Annotated in this window: 26 protein-coding genes and 1 tRNA gene; 11 read left to right on the top strand and 16 right to left on the bottom strand. The window is 72.8% G+C overall.

All coding sequences use genetic code 11. The features are described 5' to 3' along the window. Both VFW24_06900 and VFW24_06895 read left to right on the top strand, forming a co-directional pair. A partial coding sequence (locus VFW24_06900) for a hypothetical protein (protein ID HEX5266482.1) occupies nt 1–202 on the top strand: 202 nt, incomplete at its 5' end. Next, nucleotides 195–1031 carry a hypothetical protein gene (locus VFW24_06895; protein HEX5266481.1) on the top strand — a complete coding sequence of 279 codons (837 nt, stop codon included), beginning with the start codon at nt 195–197 and terminating at the stop codon, nt 1029–1031. The genes VFW24_06900 and VFW24_06895, both read left to right, overlap by 8 nt. A gap of 243 nt (nt 1032–1274) precedes the next feature. On the opposite strand, the gene VFW24_06890 is transcribed toward VFW24_06895, so the two are convergent. Further along, nucleotides 1275–1346 (bottom strand) — tRNA-Cys (locus VFW24_06890). Nucleotides 1347–1389: 43 nt separating this feature from the next. Here VFW24_06890 and VFW24_06885 point away from each other — a divergent pair. After that, nucleotides 1390–1887, top strand: a complete 498-nt coding sequence (locus VFW24_06885) for a DUF2505 family protein (GenBank protein ID HEX5266480.1) — start codon at nt 1390–1392, stop codon at nt 1885–1887. On the opposite strand, the gene VFW24_06880 is transcribed toward VFW24_06885, so the two are convergent. Both VFW24_06880 and VFW24_06875 read right to left on the bottom strand, forming a co-directional pair. After that, a complete protein-coding gene (locus VFW24_06880) occupies nt 1817–3139 on the bottom strand; it encodes an MFS transporter (protein HEX5266479.1) in 1323 nt (440 codons plus the stop codon). The genes VFW24_06885 and VFW24_06880 overlap by 71 nt on opposite strands. After that, on the bottom strand, nt 3139–3804 hold the full coding sequence (locus VFW24_06875) for a glycerol-3-phosphate acyltransferase (GenBank protein ID HEX5266478.1): 666 nt from the start codon (nt 3802–3804) through the stop codon (nt 3139–3141). The genes VFW24_06880 and VFW24_06875 overlap by 1 nt, the downstream gene beginning before the upstream one ends. A gap of 190 nt (nt 3805–3994) precedes the next feature. Between VFW24_06875 and VFW24_06870 the strand changes: the two genes are divergently transcribed. Both VFW24_06870 and VFW24_06865 read left to right on the top strand, forming a co-directional pair. Then, nucleotides 3995–4651, top strand: coding sequence for a VC0807 family protein (locus VFW24_06870; GenBank protein HEX5266477.1), 657 nt, complete (start codon nt 3995–3997; stop codon nt 4649–4651). 47 nt (nt 4652–4698) lie between these two features. Further along, complete coding sequence (locus VFW24_06865) at nt 4699–5196, top strand: hypothetical protein (protein HEX5266476.1); 498 nt, start codon at nt 4699–4701, stop codon at nt 5194–5196. Between the two features lie 27 nt (nt 5197–5223). Here VFW24_06865 and VFW24_06860 read toward each other — a convergent pair whose 3' ends face one another. Next, nucleotides 5224–6027: an SDR family NAD(P)-dependent oxidoreductase gene (locus VFW24_06860; protein HEX5266475.1), complete on the bottom strand. Its 804-nt coding sequence runs from the start codon at nt 6025–6027 to the stop codon at nt 5224–5226. 51 nt (nt 6028–6078) lie between these two features. Here VFW24_06860 and thiO point away from each other — a divergent pair, with 51 nt between their 5' ends. The 3 genes from thiO to VFW24_06845 are packed head-to-tail and all read left to right on the top strand — an operon-like array spanning nt 6079 to nt 8220. Further along, nucleotides 6079–7218 carry a glycine oxidase ThiO gene (gene thiO, locus VFW24_06855; GenBank protein ID HEX5266474.1) on the top strand — a complete coding sequence of 380 codons (1140 nt, stop codon included), beginning with the start codon at nt 6079–6081 and terminating at the stop codon, nt 7216–7218. After that, nucleotides 7215–7436, top strand: coding sequence for a sulfur carrier protein ThiS (gene thiS / locus VFW24_06850; protein ID HEX5266473.1), 222 nt, complete (start codon nt 7215–7217; stop codon nt 7434–7436). Before thiO ends, thiS begins: the two co-directional genes overlap by 4 nt. 1 nt (nt 7437) lies before the next feature. After that, the gene (locus tag VFW24_06845) at nt 7438–8220 is read left to right on the top strand and encodes a thiazole synthase (protein HEX5266472.1); all 783 of its coding nucleotides are present in this window, start codon (nt 7438–7440) and stop codon (nt 8218–8220) included. 13 nt (nt 8221–8233) lie between these two features. Here the strand turns inward: VFW24_06845 and VFW24_06840 are convergent, their stop codons facing one another. Both VFW24_06840 and VFW24_06835 read right to left on the bottom strand, forming a co-directional pair. Next, the gene (locus tag VFW24_06840) at nt 8234–9058 is read right to left on the bottom strand and encodes a PIG-L family deacetylase (protein HEX5266471.1); all 825 of its coding nucleotides are present in this window, start codon (nt 9056–9058) and stop codon (nt 8234–8236) included. A 45-nt stretch (nt 9059–9103) separates the two neighbouring features. After that, nucleotides 9104–9829 (bottom strand): DUF169 domain-containing protein, encoded by a 726-nt coding sequence (locus VFW24_06835; GenBank protein ID HEX5266470.1) that lies wholly within the window; start codon nt 9827–9829, stop codon nt 9104–9106. A gap of 75 nt (nt 9830–9904) precedes the next feature. Here VFW24_06835 and VFW24_06830 point away from each other — a divergent pair, with 75 nt between their 5' ends. Continuing rightward, nucleotides 9905–10819 (top strand): SDR family oxidoreductase, encoded by a 915-nt coding sequence (locus VFW24_06830; GenBank protein HEX5266469.1) that lies wholly within the window; start codon nt 9905–9907, stop codon nt 10817–10819. A 10-nt stretch (nt 10820–10829) separates the two neighbouring features. On the opposite strand, the gene VFW24_06825 is transcribed toward VFW24_06830, so the two are convergent. Next, nucleotides 10830–11153, bottom strand: a complete 324-nt coding sequence (locus VFW24_06825; protein HEX5266468.1) for a NifU family protein — start codon at nt 11151–11153, stop codon at nt 10830–10832. 75 nt (nt 11154–11228) lie between these two features. Between VFW24_06825 and VFW24_06820 the strand changes: the two genes are divergently transcribed. Next, nucleotides 11229–11615 (top strand): hypothetical protein, encoded by a 387-nt coding sequence (locus VFW24_06820; GenBank protein ID HEX5266467.1) that lies wholly within the window; start codon nt 11229–11231, stop codon nt 11613–11615. Nucleotides 11616–11903: 288 nt separating this feature from the next. On the opposite strand, the gene VFW24_06815 is transcribed toward VFW24_06820, so the two are convergent. Further along, nucleotides 11904–13292, bottom strand: coding sequence for an amidase (locus VFW24_06815; protein ID HEX5266466.1), 1389 nt, complete (start codon nt 13290–13292; stop codon nt 11904–11906). Between the two features lie 159 nt (nt 13293–13451). Between VFW24_06815 and VFW24_06810 the strand changes: the two genes are divergently transcribed. Continuing rightward, nucleotides 13452–13967, top strand: a complete 516-nt coding sequence (locus tag VFW24_06810) for a CAP domain-containing protein (GenBank protein HEX5266465.1) — start codon at nt 13452–13454, stop codon at nt 13965–13967. 21 nt (nt 13968–13988) lie between these two features. On the opposite strand, the gene VFW24_06805 is transcribed toward VFW24_06810, so the two are convergent. The 8 genes from VFW24_06805 to VFW24_06770 form a co-directional block, all read right to left on the bottom strand. After that, nucleotides 13989–14141, bottom strand: a complete 153-nt coding sequence (locus tag VFW24_06805) for a DUF5679 domain-containing protein (GenBank protein ID HEX5266464.1) — start codon at nt 14139–14141, stop codon at nt 13989–13991. A gap of 31 nt (nt 14142–14172) precedes the next feature. Beyond that, the gene (locus VFW24_06800) at nt 14173–14529 is read right to left on the bottom strand and encodes a hypothetical protein (protein HEX5266463.1); all 357 of its coding nucleotides are present in this window, start codon (nt 14527–14529) and stop codon (nt 14173–14175) included. Further along, nucleotides 14526–15320, bottom strand: a complete 795-nt coding sequence (gene trpA, locus VFW24_06795) for a tryptophan synthase subunit alpha (protein HEX5266462.1) — start codon at nt 15318–15320, stop codon at nt 14526–14528. Before trpA ends, VFW24_06800 begins: the two co-directional genes overlap by 4 nt. After that, entirely contained in the window at nt 15317–16507 is a 1191-nt protein-coding gene (trpB, locus tag VFW24_06790) for a tryptophan synthase subunit beta (GenBank protein HEX5266461.1), read from the bottom strand. The genes trpA and trpB overlap by 4 nt, the downstream gene beginning before the upstream one ends. Beyond that, nucleotides 16504–17160, bottom strand: a complete 657-nt coding sequence (locus tag VFW24_06785; protein ID HEX5266460.1) for a phosphoribosylanthranilate isomerase — start codon at nt 17158–17160, stop codon at nt 16504–16506. Before VFW24_06785 ends, trpB begins: the two co-directional genes overlap by 4 nt. Nucleotides 17161–17169: 9 nt before the next feature. After that, nucleotides 17170–18075, bottom strand: a complete 906-nt coding sequence (locus VFW24_06780) for an indole-3-glycerol phosphate synthase TrpC (protein HEX5266459.1) — start codon at nt 18073–18075, stop codon at nt 17170–17172. Next, nucleotides 17970–18854, bottom strand: a complete 885-nt coding sequence (locus VFW24_06775; protein HEX5266458.1) for a carboxypeptidase-like regulatory domain-containing protein — start codon at nt 18852–18854, stop codon at nt 17970–17972. The genes VFW24_06780 and VFW24_06775 overlap by 106 nt, the downstream gene beginning before the upstream one ends. Then, a partial coding sequence (locus tag VFW24_06770; GenBank protein ID HEX5266457.1) for a glycine cleavage T C-terminal barrel domain-containing protein occupies nt 18851–19296 on the bottom strand: 446 nt, incomplete at its 5' end. The genes VFW24_06775 and VFW24_06770, both read right to left, overlap by 4 nt.

The raw sequence follows: 19296 nt of genomic DNA, 5'->3' as shown, positions 1-19296 counted from the left end.
CGCCATGTCGGCGGGCGTGGAGCCGATGGAGGGCGGGCGCCTGATCCTCCGACCCTTCCCCACCGCCACTTCTCGGAGCCTGTCCACTGATGTCGGGGGCATCCGGGTCGCGCCGTGGCCCCGGGTGTACGCGGACCTCCGCGACATCGGGGTACGCGGCGAGGAGGCCGCCGAGCACCTCCGGGAGCTCAGCGGTGGCTGACGAACCCGTCCGGTCAAGGACGGCCCGACGGCTGGCCGAGGAGGCGCTCGTCAGGGTCGTGCACCACTACGGCGGCACGCCCGAGTTCGTTCTGTTGGGTGGCCTGGTACCCGAGCTTCTCTGTTCATCGAGTGGCGTGATTCACGCTGGGACCACAGATGTCGACGTGCAGGTCAACCTGGAGATAGCAGCGGGCGCCGTCCAGGCGCGCCGGCTGGAGCAGGCACTTGCCAATGCCGAGTTCGAGGTCGACCCGAAGGACATCTGGCGCTGGCAGGCCGAAGTTGACGGCCGGCGCGCTGTGGTGAAATTCGAGCTCCTCGCCGACCTCGACTACGCCGCTCAGGAAGCGACGGTCGCGTTCGACGAATGTGACCGCCTCGGAGCGGTGAACCTGCGGGGTACCGGTTTCGCTGCCCAGGACTTCGCGCCGATCAGCATGCGCGCACGTATCGGTGGCATGCCCTACGAGGTCTCGGTCAACGTGGCCGGCACGGCGGGCTTCCTCCTGGCGAAGACGGCAGCCGCCTATGGCCGGCGCCACGAAAAGGACTGGTACGACATCGCCTTCGTCCTGCTGCACAACGACCTCGGTGGTCCAGATCAGGCTGCGAGAGCCACGCGGTTTCGGTTCGAGGGGCAGTTCGTCGGCAGCATCCGCACCGCGCTCGACGACCTGCTGGCGAACTTCGAACATCCGGACCATCAGGGACCCGCCGCGTACGCCCGCCAGCGCCTGATCGACGATCCGGGCGCAGACGACGCCCAGCTTCGCACGGATGCAGTTCTGGCCGTTCGAGCCTTCCATGCGGGGCTCACCGGGTCCTGACGGGAATCCGGGTAGCCAAGGCTTCGAGTCGTGCGGATCACTCTCGGCGGTCGTCGGCCGGTGCGCCGGTTCCGGCTTCGGTCGCACCGTCGGCGTGACACGTTCGTGACATGCGAGACCGCCGTGACCTGTTCGTGACACGCGATAACGGTCAATGCTGACATGCCCTGGCCGCTGTTGGCCGCATCCCCGAAACATGCCGCGACCAGGGAGAGCAGGGCGACATAGGCCCTGACCAGGGAGAGGCGGCGCCGGGAATCGAACCCGGGTACAGGGCTTTGCAGGCCCTTGCCTAAGCCACTCGGCCACGCCGCCGGGGTCGCTCACGATAGCCGAGCCCACCCTTATCCTCTCCCGGGTGCGCTTCCGGGTCTCGACCAGCATCGCCGCCCCGCGGGAGCTGGTGGAGACTGCCTTCGTCGACCCCGCCTTCTACGCCGAGCTGGGGACCCTCCCCAACCTCCGCCCGCCCGAGGTGCTCTCGATCGAGGAGGACGGTGACCAGGTGCGCCTGCGCATCCACTACGCCCTCCAGGCCGACCTGGCCCCGGCGGTCCGGCGGGTCCTCGATCCCGAGAAGATCACGTGGGTCGAGGAGTCGACGGTGCATCGGGCCGAGCACTACACCGAGTTCCGGATGGTCCCGGAGCACTACGTGGACCGGATGGAGTGCGCCGGCTCCTACCGCTTCGAGGAGTCAGGCCCCGATCGGACGGAGCAGGTGGTGCAGGGCGATCTGGTGATCCACTACCCGCTGGTCGGGCGGCTGGTGGAGCGGGCCATCCTCACGGGTATGCGCCAGCACCTGACTGAAGAGGCGCGCCTGTTGGAGCAGTGGGCTCAGCGGGAGGGATGAGCGCCTCCATGGGCCCACTGAAGATCCACGCCCCGACCACGACCACCAGGCCACTGAAGAACAGCACCACGCGCGGGGGGTCGAGCGTCCCGATGACCGGGGCGTGCAGTCCCTTGACCAGCTGGCTCGCCACGCCGGCACCGATGGCGCCGATGACGAGGGCCAGGCGCAGTCCGACATGGATGGCGGCAAAGGCCAGCTGGCGGTCGGTGTCGTCGTCGAGAGCGGTCTGGACCCCGGTCATGCCGGAGATCATCGAGTAGCTGCACGCCGCGCCGAAGAGAACCGCACCACCGAAGGCCACCGCCGTGTCGGGGGCCAGGGCCATCCCGGCCAGCACGGCGCCGATGATCGTCACCCCCGGTCGCAGCACCCGCATCGGCTCGCGCGGCCGCCTCACCTGCAGTGCCGCCATGCCGGCGGCGGCCCCCACCCCGAACAGGATGATCAGGCAGCCGAACTGGGTGTCCGAGGCGTGCAGGGTGCGCCGCACGAACTCGATGCCGAGTGAGAACAACGAGCCCAGGCCCGCCGCCACCGCCAGGACCGGCGGAAGGGTGGCCCGGATCAGCGGCAGCCGCAGGGCGCGCAGGAACCCTCCCGCTTCGTCAGGACCGGTGTCACCCGTCGCCCGGGCCCGGACGTGGATGCCGCGCAGGGACGTGATCCGGGCCAGCAGGGCAAAGCCGACGAGGAATGTGGCCGCGTCCAACCAGAACGCCAGCCCGAAGCGGCCCTCGGGGAACCAGCCCAGCGGCCCCCCGGCCAGGGCGCTCACGGCGGCGAACAACCCCGCTCCCACCGGCAGCGTCCCGTAGGACGAACCGAGGAGCAGCCCATTGGCCAGGGCCAGGTCCTCATGGCGCTCCTCGATCAGATGGAGGATCGAGGCATCCCGGGCGGGCAGGAACACCAGGCTGCACATCTCGAGAAAGAAGGCCCAGAAGAACACCCACCAGAGGGTGTGGACGAACGGGATCACCGCCACGATCCCGGCGCGCACCGCGTTCATGGCCATCATGGTCCGGCGCGGGTTCCACCGCACGACCACCCGGGCGGCCACCGGCCCGGCCACGAGGGCCGGTGCCAGGCGCAGGGTCAGCATGCCGCCCACCGCCGTGGGGGACTTGGTGATGGCGAACACCAGAGAGATGAACGCCACCGTTCCGATCCAGTCCCCGAGGGCGGAGACCGTCTCGGCCACGAGGAGGTCGCGGTAGTCGCTGGCGCGCAGCACCCGGGGCGCCAGCATCAGGCCACCGCCCAGTCGTCGCGGTCGTACAGCAGGCGGGCGAGGTAGACCCGGCCGCCCGCTTCGGGCTTCGGGGGGCCGTTGCCGAGCAGCCGCTTGGCGAGCATCGGGACCAGCACCGCCGCCCCGGCGAAGGCCCCCCGGCGCCCCCGCGTCCCCGCCAGCATGGGCACCAGGGCCACCTGGGAGGCGAAGGTCCCGAGGCCGGTCTCCCGGGTCAACCGGCCGAGCACCAGCCCGCCGAGCAGGAGGAGGGAGGCCTCAGGGGCGACGACCGAGTAGGCGCCCAGCGCCGGCGAGACCCCCCGGCCGCCGGCGCCGTCCAGGTACGGGGACCAGTTGTGGCCCGCCACTACCAGGCCGGCCGCCGCTCCCTCGGTGAGGGTGGGGGGCCGCAGCGGAGGCCGACGCCTCGGGACGCCTGTACCCGACTCGGGCTCCTCGGGGGCCCGGGCGACCAGGGCCACGAGGGCCCCCTTGGCCACGTCGAGGATCCCCGCCACCACCAGGGGGAGAAATCCGGCAACCCGGTACAGCCCTGTTCCCGACACCGTGCCCGAGCCGACCTCCCGGAGGTCGACGCCCGACACCCGGGCCGCGAGGACGTTCGAAAAGGGCACGGCGCCGGCCAGATAGGCCAGCACGAGGGTCGCGAATCGCTTCAACAGGGGGGGCACCTGACGGCCAAGTTTTTCATCTCCACCCCCCGCCAGCCGCGATATGTCGGCGTAGGGCCTGCATCGGCCGGTTGGTCCCGATCTCAAGCCCAATTCCAGGCAGATCTCAGGCCGCTCTCAAGAAGAAGCGGCGGGGAGCCGACAGGGAATGGTGGCCGCCGCAGCGAACACTGAGCCGATGACCGAGGGGGCCCGCCACACCATCCAGCTCCCGGCGGTCCGGCACATCCTGCGCAGCACCGTGGTCAACCTCCTCGAGTGCACGCTCGTGCCCCTCGCGGTCTTCTACGGCCTGCTCACCGCCATCGGCATGCGGGGAGCCCTGCTGGCCTCCCTGGCCTGGTCCTACGGGGCCATCGTCCGCCGGGTCGTCAGTGGCCGCCGCGTCCCGGGCGTCCTCATGATGGCCGGGGCCCTCATCACCGTCCGGACCGGGCTGGCCCTCGCCACCGGATCGACGTTCGTCTATTTCCTCCAGCCCACCCTCGGCACGTTCCTGGTGGCCGGGCTGTTCCTGTTCTCCGCCCGCACCGCCCAGCCCCTGGCCGAGCGGCTGGCCCACGACTTCTGCCCCCTGCCCGACGCCCTGATCCGCAAGGGCCACGTCAAGCGCTTCTTCCTGCAGATCTCGCTGCTCTGGGCGCTGGTCTACGCCGTCAACGGGGCGCTTACCCTCTCGCTGCTGCTCACCTCCTCGCTCGGGACCTTCCTGGTGCTTCGCACCACGGCGTCGACCTGCCTTACTGTGCTGGCCATCGCCGCCTCCTTCCTGTGGTTCCGTCGCTCACTTCGAGACGAGGGCGTGGTGCTGCGCTGGGCCGGCGCCAGGCCCTGACCGCCACCCCGCGCACTCCGGCGCGCGGCTATCTGGCGGTGCTGGTAGTGCTGATCGCGGGAATCGGCCTGGGCGTCGGGTTCTTCGTCGCCTCGCTGACGAGCGCCTCGTCCGTCACGCTGCCCACCCGGACCGATCTGAGCCCCCGGCCCGCCGCCGCCCTGTGGCAGCCGATCGTCCACGAGGGCCAGCCCCCCACCGACGTGCTCGACAACCTGAGCGTGCCGGTGGGAACGACCGCCACCGGCTACGACAACCGCGACGCCGGCGTGAGCCAGTACGACCGCCTGGCCCATCTGTTCGTGCCGGCGGGGCGCGACGACGTCCTCGGCTTCTACGCCGTCCAGCTGCCCGGGCAGGGCTGGAAGATCAGGGCCGCCACCTCCACGGCCGGAGGGCGCGGCCGCCAGGTCCTGGCCTACCGCTTCAGCTCCGACACCTTCCAGTGGCAGGCCGAGGTGACGGTGGTGCCGGCCACTCGGGGGGGCGTGACGGGCACGGCCCTCACCCTCGAGGTGTGGCAGCTCTCCGAAGACGAGGGCTGAGCCCCGCTCTCCCAGAGCCGGCGCCGGTCACCGCCGGCTCTCGGCCCTGCGGTCGAATCTCCCCGCAGACTCGACGAACAGCCGGGGCAGCGCCGCCCGCACGAACACCAGGGCGCTCATCCGGCGGGGCACCCACCCCTCGAAGCGGTCCCGCTCGACCATGCGGACGATGGCGGCGCTGACCCGCTGCGGGGGGTAGAAGCGCCCGGAGAACGACGCCGGCTCGTCGAGCTTGTCCCAGATCTCGGTGGCGATCGGGCCCGGGTACATGAGGTGCATGCGCACCCCGGTGCCGGTGAGGTCGGCGGCCATGGCATCGGTCCACCCGACCATGGCGAACTTCGAGGCCACGTACGCCGCCTCCCGCGGGCTCACCACCCGGCCGCCCACCGAGGAGACGTTCACGACGTGGCCGCTGTGCCGGCCCAGCATGCCGGGCAGGGCCGCCAACGTCGTGCGCACCGCGGTGAGGAAGTTGACGTCCATGGCCCGGCGGACCTGCTCGGTCGTGAGCCGGGTGGCGTGGACCCGCATCGGGATGGCGGCGTTGTTCACCAGCACGTCGACCCGACCGTGCTCCGCCTCGGTCGTGGCGACAACCGCCTCCGACGCGCCCTTCTCGGCCAGGTCGGCCACCGCCGCCCGGCCGCCGCCGGCCCGGGCCATCACCGCCTCCAGCTGCTCGCGCCGGCGGGCCACGCCGACGACGGTCGCGCCGCGAGTCCCCAGATCCTCGGCCAGCGCCGCTCCGATGCCCGACGAGGCGCCGGTCACGATCACGACCTTGCCCGGCCAGGACCAGCCCCTGCCATCAGTGCCGGAACGTGCCACCGGCCCAGCATCGCGCCTCGGCCGCAACCCCCCTCCCGGTACGATTGGACGGTGAAGAGCCCGGACGCGGTGGTCGTCGGGGCCGGCGCCATCGGCCTGGCCTGCGCCTGGCGCCTGGTCCAGACGGGCATCAGCGTGGCCGTCGTCGACCCGGATCCGGGCGGGGGCGCCTCCCGTGTCGCCGCCGGCATGCTGGCCCCGGTCACCGAGGTGCATTTCGGGGAGGAGCCCCTCCTCGCCCTCAATCTCGAGTCGGCCCGCAGGTACCCGTCGTTCGTCGAGCACCTGGAGGGCGAAGCTGGCCGCTCTGTCGCCTACCACCCCTGCGGCACGCTGGCCGTCGCCGCGGACTCCGACGACCACGCCGGCCTCGGCCAGCTCTACGACTTCCAGCGCCGGCTGGGTCTCGACGTCGAGCGGCTCACCAGCCGGGAGTGCCGCCGGCTCGAGCCCGCCCTGTCCCCCACCGTGCGGGGCGGCCTGCGCGTCGGCGGGGACCATCAGGTCGACCCCCGCCGCCTGGTCGAGGCCCTCCTCGTCGCCGGGCCGGCTGCCGGCGCCGGGGTGCTCCGCCGCCGGGTCGTCGAGATCGCGGTCGACCGCGGGGACCGGGTCGAGGGCGTCAGGCTCGACGACGGTACGACCGTCGCCACGGAGTGCGTGGTGCTGGCGGCCGGAGCGTGGTCGGGCACCATCGGTGGGCTGCCGCCCGGCTCCCTCCCGCCGGTGCGCCCGGTGAAGGGCCAGCTCCTGCGGCTCCGCAACCGCACGGCCCCGGCCCTGTTGAACGGCAACGTCCGCGGGCTGGTGGCGGGCTCGTCGGTGTACCTGGTGCCGCGTCCCGACGGGGAGGTGGTGGTGGGGGCCACGGTCGAGGAGCAGGGCTTCGACACCGCCGTCACGGCAGGGGCCGTCCACGACCTCTTGCGCGACGCCTACGCCCTCGTGCCCGGGGTTACCGAGCTGGAGCTGGCCGAGACCGCCGCCTCCCTCCGACCGGGCACGCCCGACAACGCCCCGGTCATCGGCCGCTCCCCGCTCGAGGGGCTGGTGCTGGCCACCGGCCACTTCCGCAACGGAATTCTTCTGACGCCCGTGACCGCCGACATCGTGGCCGACATCGTCATGGGAGGCCCTGTCCCCGAGCTGGCCCGGGCCTTCGGCGCCGACCGCTTCGCGCTCGCGTCATGACGAGCGATGGCGCCGACGTGATGGTGACGGTCAACGGGGAGCCCCAGCGGCTCGGCGCCGGCGTGAGCGTGGCCGACCTGGTCGGCGGGATGGCCGGGGGGGGCCGGGGGACGGCCGTGGCCCGCAACGGCGAGGTCGTTCCCCGCAGCCGCTGGTCGGCCACGGTCCTCGACCCCGACGACGTGGTGGAGATCCTCACCGCGTCCCAGGGAGGATGAGATGGCCGACGACCTCCTGACGCTCGGGCAGGACAGCTTCGGGTCCCGCCTGATCCTCGGCACGGGCGGGGCGTCGAGCCTCGACGCCCTGGACGCCGCTCTGGCCGCCTCGGGCGCGGAGATCGCCACCGTGGCCCTGCGCCGGGTGGACCCGGCAGCGCGAGGCTCGGTGCTCGACGTCCTCGAACGGCGCGGCGTGCGCTGTCTCCCGAACACCGCCGGCTGCTTCACCGCCCGCGACGCCGTGCTCACCGCCCAGCTCGGGCGTGACGCCTTCGAGACCGACTGGGTCAAGCTCGAGGTCATCGGGGACGACCGCACCCTCATGCCCGACGCCGTGGAGCTGCTCGACGCCGCCGAGCGGCTGGTCGACGACGGGTTCGTGGTCCTGCCCTACACCAACGACGATCCGGTGACCGCCCGCCGCCTCGAGGACGTCGGCTGCGCCGCGGTGATGCCCCTCGGCGCTCCGATCGGCAGCGGGATGGGCATCCGCAACCCCTACAACCTCGCAATCATCCGCGAGCACGCCCGCGTCCCGGTCGTCCTCGACGCCGGCATAGGCACCGCGTCCGACGCCGCCCTCGCCATGGAGCTGGGGTGTGACGCCGTCATGGTGGCCACGGCGGTGACGCGGGCCGAGGACCCCGAGATGATGGCGGCCGCCATGCGCCATGCGGTCGAGGCGGGCCGGCTGGCCTACCGGGCCGGCCGCATCCCCCGCCGCCTGTACGCCCGGGCGTCGACTCCCCAGGACGGGATAGCGGAGCTCGGCGGGAGCTGAGCTCGCACCGGCGTCAGACCTCGACGCCGGCGAACAGATCGTCCTCCACCGCGGAGGGATCCACCGGCTCCCGGGTGCGCACCCGGACGAAGTACTCCGAGGAGAAGGCCAGGTTCCAGGCCTCGTCCGGTAGGCGGAGCAGGAAGAAGTTCTCGGCCTGGCTGGCGTGGGCGTGCAACGCCTGGCGTTTGCGGACCGTGTACGGGCTGACGTCGACGACCGCCCCGATCAGCTCGTCCGGCGTGCCGAACGGAGGGGCCTCCCCCTCCGGGATGTCGGGAAAGCCCAGCTCGGCCAGGTCGATCCCGGCGGCGCGCAGTCCTTGGGCCCACGCCCGGAAGGCCGAGCGGGGGATGGCCGTGTAGTACAGCTTCTGCGGGATGCCGGTCTGCTCGGTGGCGGCCATCGCCACCCGGTGGGCCTGGATGTGGTCGGGGTGGCCGTAGGCGCCGTTCTCGTCGTAGGTCACCACCACCTGCGGGCGGTACCGCTCCATCAGCTCGGAGACCCGGGCCACGGGCTTCTCGAGCGGAACGTTGCAGAAGGCGTCCGGCCGCCCGTTGGCATCCCAGCCCTCCATGCCCGAGTCCCGGTATCCGAGCGTCTCCAGGTGCGACACCCCCAGGATCTCGCAGGAGCGTTCCAGCTCCCTCCGCCGGAGGAGGACGACCTCCTCCTCGTCGTGTCCCTCCTGGCCCGGCTTGATCCCACCCGGCCCGTCCCCCTGGCGGCCGTCGGTGCAGGTGACCAGCACCGTGCGGACACCGGCCGCCGTGTAGCGGGCCAGTATCCCTCCCGTCCCGATGACCTCGTCGTCGGGGTGGGCGTGTACGGCCATGATGGTGAAGGGTTCCGGCACGGTGGCTCTCGCGAGGTGCGACGGTCAGCCGAAGCGGGCCGCGTCCTCGGAGGCGTACTGGGCGACGACGGAGTCGACGGCGTTGGTCCGCTCCAGCTTCTCGACCAGCTCCTCCAGGCGGGGGCCGGGAATGGCGCAGGTCATCTCCGTGCTCGGCATGCCGGTCCGCACGCGCGACAGCATGCAGCCCACGCTGGCCGCCACCTTCTGGCTCTCGCGGGCGAGCGGGATGATGTGGCACTGCGGCTTTCCCTCGATCATGAGGTCGGGCTCGGCGTCGGTCAGCACCATGAGCTGCTTGCCGTTCAGCCGGATCAGCACGACGTCGGGATCACCGGGGAAGCTGCCGACCGGGCCGTAGGTCACGTGCGACGGCCGGCCCGACACGGAAGGCAGCACCGACAGCAGAGTCTCGGGCGCCCATCCCGAGGAGACGAGAGCCGCCACGTCACCGTTGCCCGCCACCTCCTCGGCGGTGCGCAGGCCGTGGGTGAAGCTGCCCACGCTGCAGTTGCCGTGGTCGGCGGTCTCGGTGGTGAACGCCCGCTCGGCGGCGTGCACCCAGAACACACAACCGGCCGGAACCCGCCCGGTGCGCCCGTCAGCGCTGGGGGGCGGCATCGGGGCGTCGAAGGCAGGCACCCCGGCCGGGGAGGCCGTCGAGAACCCGATCCCGATCGGCGCGCTCGTGAGGTGCAGGGTGCCGGTCAGTCGGTCGGCCAGGGTCTTCCACTCGGCGCTGCCGGGCATTGCGACCTCCTTCGTCGAGGTGAACCATCTTGCTAGCACGCCATACACTCCGCCCTCGCATCCGAGGAGGAGTCGATGGCAGGAATCTGCGAGGGACGGATCGTGATCGTCACCGGGGCGGGCCGGGGCATCGGACGGGGCCACGCCCTGGAGTTCGCCCGTCAGGGGGCCAAGGTCGTGGTCAACGACCTGGGGGCCGAGGTCGACGGCACCGGCAGCTCGACCGGTCCGGCCGGCGAGGTGGTCGAGGAGATCCGGGGCATGGGCGGCGAGGCCGTGGCCAACGGGGACGACGTGTCCGACTGGGAAGGGTCCCAGCGGCTGATCAACACCGCGGTGGAGAGCTTCGGAGGTCTCGACGTCCTGGTCAACAACGCCGGGATCCTGCGCGACCGCATGCTCGTCAACATGACACCCGAGGAGTGGGACGCGGTCATCAAGGTCCACCTGCGGGGCACCTTCGGCCCGGCCCGCTGGGCCGCCACCTACTGGCGGGAGCGCTCCAAGGAGGGCCAGACCAACGACGCCCGGATCATCAACACCAGCTCCCCTTCGGGCATCTACGGCAACGCCGGCCAGGCGAACTACGGGGCCGCCAAGGCCGGCATCGCCTCGTTCACGATCATCGCCGCCATGGAGCTGGGCCGCTACGGCGTCACCGTCAACGCCATCGCCCCCGTTGCCCTCACGCGCATGACCGAGAACCTCGGCATGGGCGCCGCCGCCGCCGAGCAGAAGCCCGAGCAGTTCAACGCCCTGGCGCCGGACAACGTGGCTCCTCTGGTCGTGTGGCTAGGGAGCAAGGAGTCGGCCGGGGTGACCGGTCGGGTGTTCAACGTGGCCGGGGGCCGGATCGCCGTGGCCGAGGGCTGGCACGCCGGACCGAGCGTCGACAAGGGGGACCGCTGGGACCCCGCCGAGCTGGGCAAGGTCGTTCCCGACCTGGTGGCCAAGGCCCAGCCCAACGCCAACATGAACGGGGACGTGTAGGCCCGCCCGTTCAGTACTTCGGCACGTAGCCACCCCGGCCGAGGGCGGCGCTCTCCTCCCACTCCATGCTCTCGTCCACCCCGCCGTGGACCTCGGACACCCAGTCCAGGCGGTCCTTGAGGATCCGCTCCACGCCGGCCTGGAGGGTGGTGGAGCTGATGGCGCACGAGCTGCAGGACCCCTGGAGGACGACCTCGACCACGCCTGCCCCGACATCGGCGGACACGAGCGACAGGTCTCCTCCGTCGGCCTGCACGGCGGGGCGCATCATCTCCATCAGGGCGTTGAGGTCGGCCAACCGCTTGCCCCGTTCTTCGTCCGTCAGCGTCTCCATCTCAGCCTCCTCATCCCTAACCCAACGCCGGCGCCGGCCGGTACATGCCCGGGCTCCATCGACGACGATGGACGGGTGACCGACTCATCCTCCCACGCCGATCTCGGGGCCCTGGCCGCCGGAGCGGCGCCGGGCTCGGCGTGGCAGGCGGAGGCGGGCGACCTGCGGGCCCGCCTGGTGGTCCTGGCCCCCGACGGCGAGCTCTCCGGTCACGTCAACCGGGAGGTCGACCTGGTGCTCATGGGGGTGTCGGGGGGCGGGGTGGTGACCCTCGACGGGGAGGACGTCATCCTCGGCCCGGGCGTGGCGGTGCTGGTGGCCCAGGGCACCCACCGGCGGGTGGGAGCGGGTTCCGAGGGCCTCTCCCTGCTGGCCGTGCACCGCCGGACCGCCACCTCGCCGGCGTGGCGCTGGCGGCCCCGCCGCCGGCGACCGTGGGAGGACCCCTGGGAGGAGGAGTAGGCCTCCCCCCGCCCCCGAAAATGCTTTTTGGCTGCCTTATATGAATTTTCATATAAGGCACACGTTTTCTCGCCCTACGTGAGGCCCCGAGTACCCGACGTCGAGATCTCCGGCCTGGCTGACCGCGCGACGTGGCACCAGATCCACTGTCCGGTGGAATCTCCCGGCCGTATGAGAACTTTCATACACGGCCGACAAATTTCATGTCGCGGGGGCCTGGGGGACCTTCTCCGGCCCGGAGACGCCCATGGGGCCGGGCGCGTCCCCGGGGCCGTGCCGGACCGGGGCTCAGCGGGGGGACCCGGGCGCCACCAGGGGCCACGGCCGGGCCCGCTCGGCCGTCAGCGCCAGGTCGAGGAGCAGGGCGTCCTGGTGGTGGCGGCCGATGACCTGCAGCCCCACCGGCACCCCGTCGACCAGGCCGGCGGGGATCGACACGGCCGGGTTGCCGGAGATGTTGGCCGGGATGGTGAGGGCGCCGGCGTTCTCGGGGCCGACCGCCCGGTCCCCGACCGTCGTCACCAGCGTCACCTCGGCCCCGAAGGCCACGTCGGGGTTGGTGGAGCACATCACGAAGTCGACCCGGTCGAAGACGTCGGCCATGGCCTCGTTGGCGGTGCGGCGGGCCCGCTCCACCGCCGCCGCCGTCCGCAGGTCGAACACCTCGCTGGCCATCCGCAGTCCGAAGCCGATCTCGAGGGTCAGGTCCGCGGCGCAGTCCGGCCACCGGTCCCCGAGCTCGTCGAGGAGGGTGGCCAGGTTGGCCATGGCCCACTCCACGCTGAGGGCGGGCAGGTCGATCGGGATGTCGACCACCTCGAGCCCGGCCGCGTCAGCCAGGGCCCGCCCCGACTCCTCGACCTGGGCCGCAACTTCGGGGCGCACGATCGCATTGCCGAGATCGGGAACCACCGCCACCTTGCGGCCCGCCAGCTGGTGGGTGCCGAGGCCGCCCTCCCACCCGTCCACTCGCGGCAGGCTGTACGGGTCGCGGTGGTCGAATCCGTTGGTCACGTCGTAGTAGCGGGCCACGTCACGCACCGAGCGGGCCAGGCAGCCGAGCACGACGGTCAACGGCCCGATCACCGTCTCGGGTCCCCGGGGTATGCGCCCCGCCGTCCCCTTCATCCCGACCAGCCCGGTGAACCCGGCGGGGATCCGGATGGAACCGCCGCCGTCCCCACCTGTCGCCAGCGCGACGAGACCGCCGGCCACGGCGGCGGCGCTTCCCGCCGAGGATCCGCCTGTGGTGCGTGTCGGGTCCCACGGGTTCCGCGTCACACCGTTGAGCGGGGTGATGCTGACGTTGAGCCCCCCGAACTCGCTGGCCGTGGTCTGTCCGACGAGCACGGCGCCCGCGTCACGCAGCCGGCGCACGACGGTCGCGTCGTGCTGCGCCACCCGATCGGCAAACACGCGTGACGCCTCGGTGAGCGGCCAACCGGCAACCGCATCGAGCTGCTTGACGGCGATCGGCACTCCCCCGAGCGGGAGGTTTACGTCGGCCCCCTCGGCCGTGGCGCGCGCCGTGTCGGCGTCGAGATGACAGAACGCGTTGAGCTCGCTCGCACTTATGGCGGCGAGAGCGGCCTCCAGCTCCTCCGCCGGCGACCACTCGCCACTACGGAAACGATCGACTAACGAGCAGGCGTCTCCCTGCCACGGCGGGCTTCCCATGCCGACATTCTGGCCGGACGTCGCCTATAAGCATCAAACCGGACGGGAGGACTAGGTTGCCGGCGCCCGGGCACCGCCCCTCTCCGAACCTCTCGAAGCTCTCAGAACTCTCCGCAGCCTCTCCCAACCTCTCCAACCAAGCCGGAGGTCCTCCACCTCATGCCGAAGCGTTCTCCCTTCGCGCGCCGCTATCCCCGCCGCATCCAGCGCCGGCCGTGGGTGGGGCGCAGCCTCCTCGCCACCGCCACGGCGGGAACCGGCGCCGGGGCGCTGCTCTTGAGCTCGGCCCGGCCGGCGGCGGCCGACACGGGGTCCGACACCAGCGCCCTGGCCTACAACGTCAACGCCATCCGCGCCTGGTTCCACCTCGCACCACTGTCGGTGAACCCGGCGCTGTCGAGCTTCGCGGTGGCCCACTCCGGGCAGATGGCGGCGTCGGGGACCATCTTCCACACCGCCAACCTGTGGAGCGTGGCGGCGCTGGTCCCGGGCTGGAGTCAGGTGGGAGAGAACATCGGGATGGGCCCCAGCGAGCCGGCGGTCGCGTACGCGCTCGCCCACTCGGTCACCCATCTGCGCAACATCCTGGGTGCCTACGACCAGATGGGAATCGGCGTGGTCTACCGGGGCGCCACGGTGTACATCACCGAGGAGTTCGCCCAGGCGCCCCGCTAGGGCGGCGCCAGGAGGAGGGCCTCAGCTCGCCTTGCCGAGCATGCGGTTCATCTTGGTTCCGCACACCGGGCACTGACCCTGAGCGGCGCGGCGGCCGTTGGCCAGGTCCACCTCGGCGCCCTCGAACTGCCTCTTCTCCCTGCACTTCACGCAGTACCCCTCATATGTGGGCATGGCGTCTCCTTATTCAGGCTGGGGTATGACGCTAACGCCTGTCCGGGCCCGGTTCGGGGATGGTCGGGCGGAAGCGCCGGTTCCACCACCCCGGATCCCGGGCGTGGGCGTGGAAGTGGTCGGGGATCTGGCGCATGTTCCGGTCCAGGCTGAACCCGTCCGGGCCGAAGCGGGCGGCCGCCACCTCGGTCAGCCGGGCCAGCATGTGATCGACCTCAGCGGCGGGGGGCTCGGTGCCGTGGCGGCGCCAGACGACCATGGGCACGTCGCACACCTCGCAGTCCGCCACCCAGCAGACCCCGTCCTCGTGGTACCAGGTCGTGAGGCGGGCCGCCTCGCAGAGATCGCAGGCCGGCCCGGCCCAGGCCGGGCGCGCCCCGGTCGTCATCCCCGGTCCAGCGCCGCCCGGAACGACCCGATCAGCTCGGCGGCCCCTTCCGGCCCCCCGCCGTCGAGCATGCGCCGGACCACCGCCGAGCCCACCGCCACCCCGTCCGCCTCGGCGCAGACCTCGACGGCCTGCTCGGGCGTCGACACGCCGACGCCGACCAGCACCGGCTTGTCGGTGACGGCGCGGAGCCGCTTGGCCATCACCGTCGCGCTGGCGGCCAGGGTGGCCCGCTCCCCCGTGACACCCATCAGCCCCACGCCGTAGACGAACCCGCGCGAGCGGGCGCAGATGGCCGGCAGGCGCTCGTCGGGCGTCGTAGGCGCCGCCAGCAGGACGGTCTCGACCCCGGCCAGGTCGGCGGCGGCGGCCCAGTCCCCCACCTCGTCGAGGGGCAGGTCGGGGATGATGGCGCCCGACACCCCGGCCCGGACCAGCGACGCCGCGATGCGGCGGTGCCCGCCCCGGAAGATGACGTTGTAGTAGGTCATGGCCACGAGGGGCACCCCCGGCTCGGTCCGCGCCAGCGTGTCCAGGATGCCGTCGGGCGTGGCCCCGGCCTGGAGGGCCCGGGTGGACGCCTCCTGGATGGTCGGGCCGTCGATGACCGGGTCGGAGAACGGGATCCCGACCTCGATGGCGTCGGCGCCGGCCCCGGCCGCGGCGTGCAGGGCCTCCGTCCAGTCCCCCAGCCCCGCCGTGAAGTAGGGCACCAGCAGCTTGCGGCCCGCGTCCCGCCCTGCCCGCAGAGCCGTCTCGAGCAGCCCGGGCCCGGCCGGCGCCGCGCTCACCCCAGGTGCTCCATGGCCTGGGCGGCGTCCTTGTCCCCGCGCCCGGAGAGGGTGATCATCACCGTCGCCCCGGCGGGGATGGCCCAGCGCGCCTCGCGGACCACCCACGCCAGGGCGTGGGCGCTCTCGAAGGCCGGGATGATGCCCTCGGTCCGGGAGAGGAGCTGGAAGGCCTCGAGGACCTCGGCGTCGCCGACCTGCGGGTACTCGGCCCGGCCGGCCGCGGCCAGCTGGGCGTGCTCGGGACCGATCCCCGGGTAGTCGAGGCCGGCCGAGATCGAGTGGGCCTCGAGGATCTGGCCGGCCTCGTCCTGGAGGAAAAACGACTTCATACCGTGCACCACCCCGGGCACGCCGTGGCCGATGGCGGCCCCGCCCGCCGCCTCCACGCCGACCAGGCGCGCCGGCGTGTCGACGAACCCGGCGAAGGTCCCGGCCGCGTTCGACCCTCCGCCCACGCACGCCACCACGTAGTCGGGGTCGGCGCCCCCCAGGATCTGGCGGCACTGGTCGCGCGCCTCGTCGCCGACGATGCGCTGCAGCTCGCGCACCATCCACGGGTACGGATGGGGGCCCATGACCGAGCCCAGGCAGTAGTGCGTGGTCTCCACGCAGGCCACCCACTCGCGCAGCGCCTCGTTGACCGCGTCCTTGAGGGTCCGGCTGCCCGACGTGACCGTGCGGACCTCGGCGCCGAGCAGGCGCATGCGGAACACGTTGAGGGCCTGGCGCTCGACGTCGACCTCGCCCATGAACACCAGGCACTCGAGGCCGAACAGGGCGGCGGCGGTGGCGGTGGCGACGCCGTGCTGGCCGGCGCCGGTCTCGGCCAGCACGCGCCCCTTGCCCATCCGCCTGGTGAGCAGCGTCTGGCCGATCACGTTGTTGAGCTTGTGCGAGCCGGTGTGAGCGAGGTCCTCGCGCTTGAGCAGCACCCGCACGCCGAGCTGCTCCGACAGCCGGGCGCACTCGGTGACCGGCGTGGGCCGGCCCCCGTAGCTCGAGAGGATGTGCTCGAACTCGGCGTGGAAGGCGGGGTCGGCCCAGGCGACGCGGAACTCCTGCTCCAGCTCCATGCACGCCGCCACGAGCGACTCGGGCACGTAGCGGCCCCCGAAGTCGCCGAAGCGGCCGGTCGGATCGGGCTCGCGCATCAGCCCGCCCGGGGCCCGGTCGGTCGGGCTCACGCGTCCTCCTGCCAGTCGTACGGCGCATCCTCGGCGCCCTCGTAGGCGGGGGGATCGGCCTGGCGGGCGGCGGCGATGAACGCCCGCAGCTTGCGGGGGTCCTTGCGCCCCGGCGTGGCCTCCACCCCGGTGGCCACGTCCACGCCCCACGGCCGCACCCGGCCGATGGCCTCGGCCACATTGTCGGCGTTGAGCCCGCCGGCCAGCAGCAGGCGCACCCCGTGGGGCACGTCTCCCACCATGTCCCAGTCGAACACCTTCCCCGACCCCGGGGAGGCCGAGTCCACCATCACCACGTCGGCGCCGTACTCCCGCGCCCGCGCCATCCGCGGGTCCCCGGCGGCGAACGCCTTGATCGTCATCGGCACCCGCTCGGCCACGTACTGCACCTGCTCGGTCGTCTCGTGCCCCGACAGCTGCGCCGCCCGCAGACCGTGGTGGTTGACGAGCTCGACGACCCGCTCGGGGGCCTCGTCCCGGAACACCCCCACGGTGATCACCTCCGGCGGGAGCCGGCGGGCGATCTCCCCCGCCACCTTCGGCGCCACCAACCGGGGCGAAGGCGCAAATATGAACCCCACCGCGTCCGCCCCCATGGCCACCGCGAGCAGAGCGTCCTCCTCGCTGGTGGTGCCGCAGATCTTGACGAACACGCGCCGGGCCTAGCGCGCCCGCACCGGGACGGCCCGCAGGGCGGCCACGGCGCCGGCGGGGTCCGGAGCGCGCACGAGGGACTCCCCGACCAGCACGGCGTCGAAGCCGGCGTCGGCCAGGGCAGCGGCGTCGTCCGGTCCCCCGATGCCCGACTCGGCCACCCTGACGACCGAAGCGGGGATGGTGGCCGCCACCCGCACGGCGCGCGACCTGTCCACCTCGAAGGTGTGCAGGTCCCGCTGGTTGACGCCCACCACCTCGGCGCCGGCGGCCAGCACCCGCTCGACCTCCGCCTCGTCGTGCACCTCGTACAGGGCGGCCATGCCGAGCTGGCGGGTCAGTGCGCCCAACGTGGCCAGCTCGGCGTCGGACAGGGCGGCGGCGATCAGCAGCACGGCGTCGGCGCCCATCAGCCTGGCGTCGCACACATCGGTGGGGGCCACGGTGAAGTCCTTGCGCAGCACGGGCAGCGGCACCGCGGCTCGCGCCTCGGCCAGATCGGCGGCCGAGCCACCGAACGACTCCGCGTCGGTCAGCACCGACAGGCCCGCCGCTCCGCCGGAGGCGTACTCCGCCGCCATGGCCGCGGGGGAACGGGCCATCCCGAGGTCACCCTTGGACGGGCTGCGCCGCTTGATCTCGGCGATCACGGCCAGGCCGGGGCCGCGCAGCCCCCCGGCGAAGTCCCGGCTGCCCCCCACGCCCGCCGCCTCCTCCTGGAGCCGCGCCACGTCGCGTGTGTCGGCCTCGGCGGCGCGGCGATGGCGCGCCAGGATGTCGTCGAGGTAGGTGCGCACCGCCGCCCAGCCTACCGGCGCCCCCCCGTCGTCGAGGTCGTGGAGGAGCCGCCCCCGGGGAGGGTCGCGGGCTTCGTCGTCGAGGTCGTGGTGCTCGGCACCGTCGGGTTCACGCACGGCGAGATGTGGTCGAGCCCCACGTTGGTGCCGTCCCCCAGCAGCACCTGCAGGGGCTGTGAGCCCGCCTGCATGCACACGAGCTGCCACGCCACCTGGCCGGACCCGTCGGTCGTGGCCGGGTTGGCCCCGGACAGCTCCCACTCGCTGGAGCCCTGCAGCTGCACGGTCATCCCCGGCAGAGGGACGGCGCGCACCACCCCGTCGGCCGCGCCGACGGTGGCGGCGGTCACCTGCACGACCAGGTTGGCGGGCCGGTCGACGACGGGCGGGTCGGGCGCCAGGGACGAGGCCACCTGATCCCCGCCGAACTGCTGCAGCTGGATCTGCACCTGGCGGGTCTCCCCGCTCTGCAGGAACAGGGTGACGACCTGGGTGACGGCCAGCGTCGGGGCCCGCCACGCCCGGACCCGGTAGCGCCCGCCGACGATGTCGGGCGCGGCCCACGTCCCGTCGGCCCGGGTGGACGTCTCGAAGTCGCCGCGGGCGCCACTGTCGGTAACCCGCTCGACGAGGACCACCGCGCCCGGCACCGGCCCCCCCGGCCCGGTCACCGTTCCCTCCAGGGTCGACGGTCCGGGGGCGATCACCACGCTGGTCGAGGTGGTGTTGCCGCTCACCGCGGAGAGGACCCCCGACTGCAGGTCGGCCACCGCCGTGGTGGGCGGGCCCGGCACCGTCGTCGGCGGCGGGGGCAGGGCGGCCACGGCGCCGGTCGCGCACCCCGACAGGACCGCGCACGCCGCCAGGACCAGCAGGCGGGGGGACGGGCCCCTCACGGCCCGAGCGGCAGGGCCTGCACCCTGACGGTCCGGGCCCCGCCGTCGGGGCGCGCCTCCAGCTCCGCCGGAGGGTCGACCCCCCGCCGGACGTAGGCCAGGGCCACCGGGCCGAGCCGGGGGGACACGGCGCTGCTGGTCACCACCCCGACCTCCCGGTCGGTCCACAGCGTGGTGCCCACCGGGAGCTGCTCTTCGGCCAGCACGCCCCGGAGGCGGCGGGGGACGTTGGAGCCCCGGGACTCGATCCGGGCCACCAGCTCCTGGCCCGTGTAGCAGCCCTTGGTGAAGCTGACCGAGGTCGGGACCAGGCCCGACTCCTCGGGGATGGTGCGCTCGTCCAGCTCGGCCCCCATGGCGGGCAGCCCGCCCTCGATGCGCCGGGCCTCGTAGTCGGCGACCGTGCCCAGGAACACGCCGGCGGGAGGCTCGGGCGCCGGGC

The organism is Acidimicrobiales bacterium (assembly GCA_036273495.1).
Classification (GTDB): domain Bacteria; phylum Actinomycetota; class Acidimicrobiia; order Acidimicrobiales; family JAJPHE01; genus DASSEU01.
This window is presented reverse-complemented; position numbering and strand designations above follow the sequence as displayed.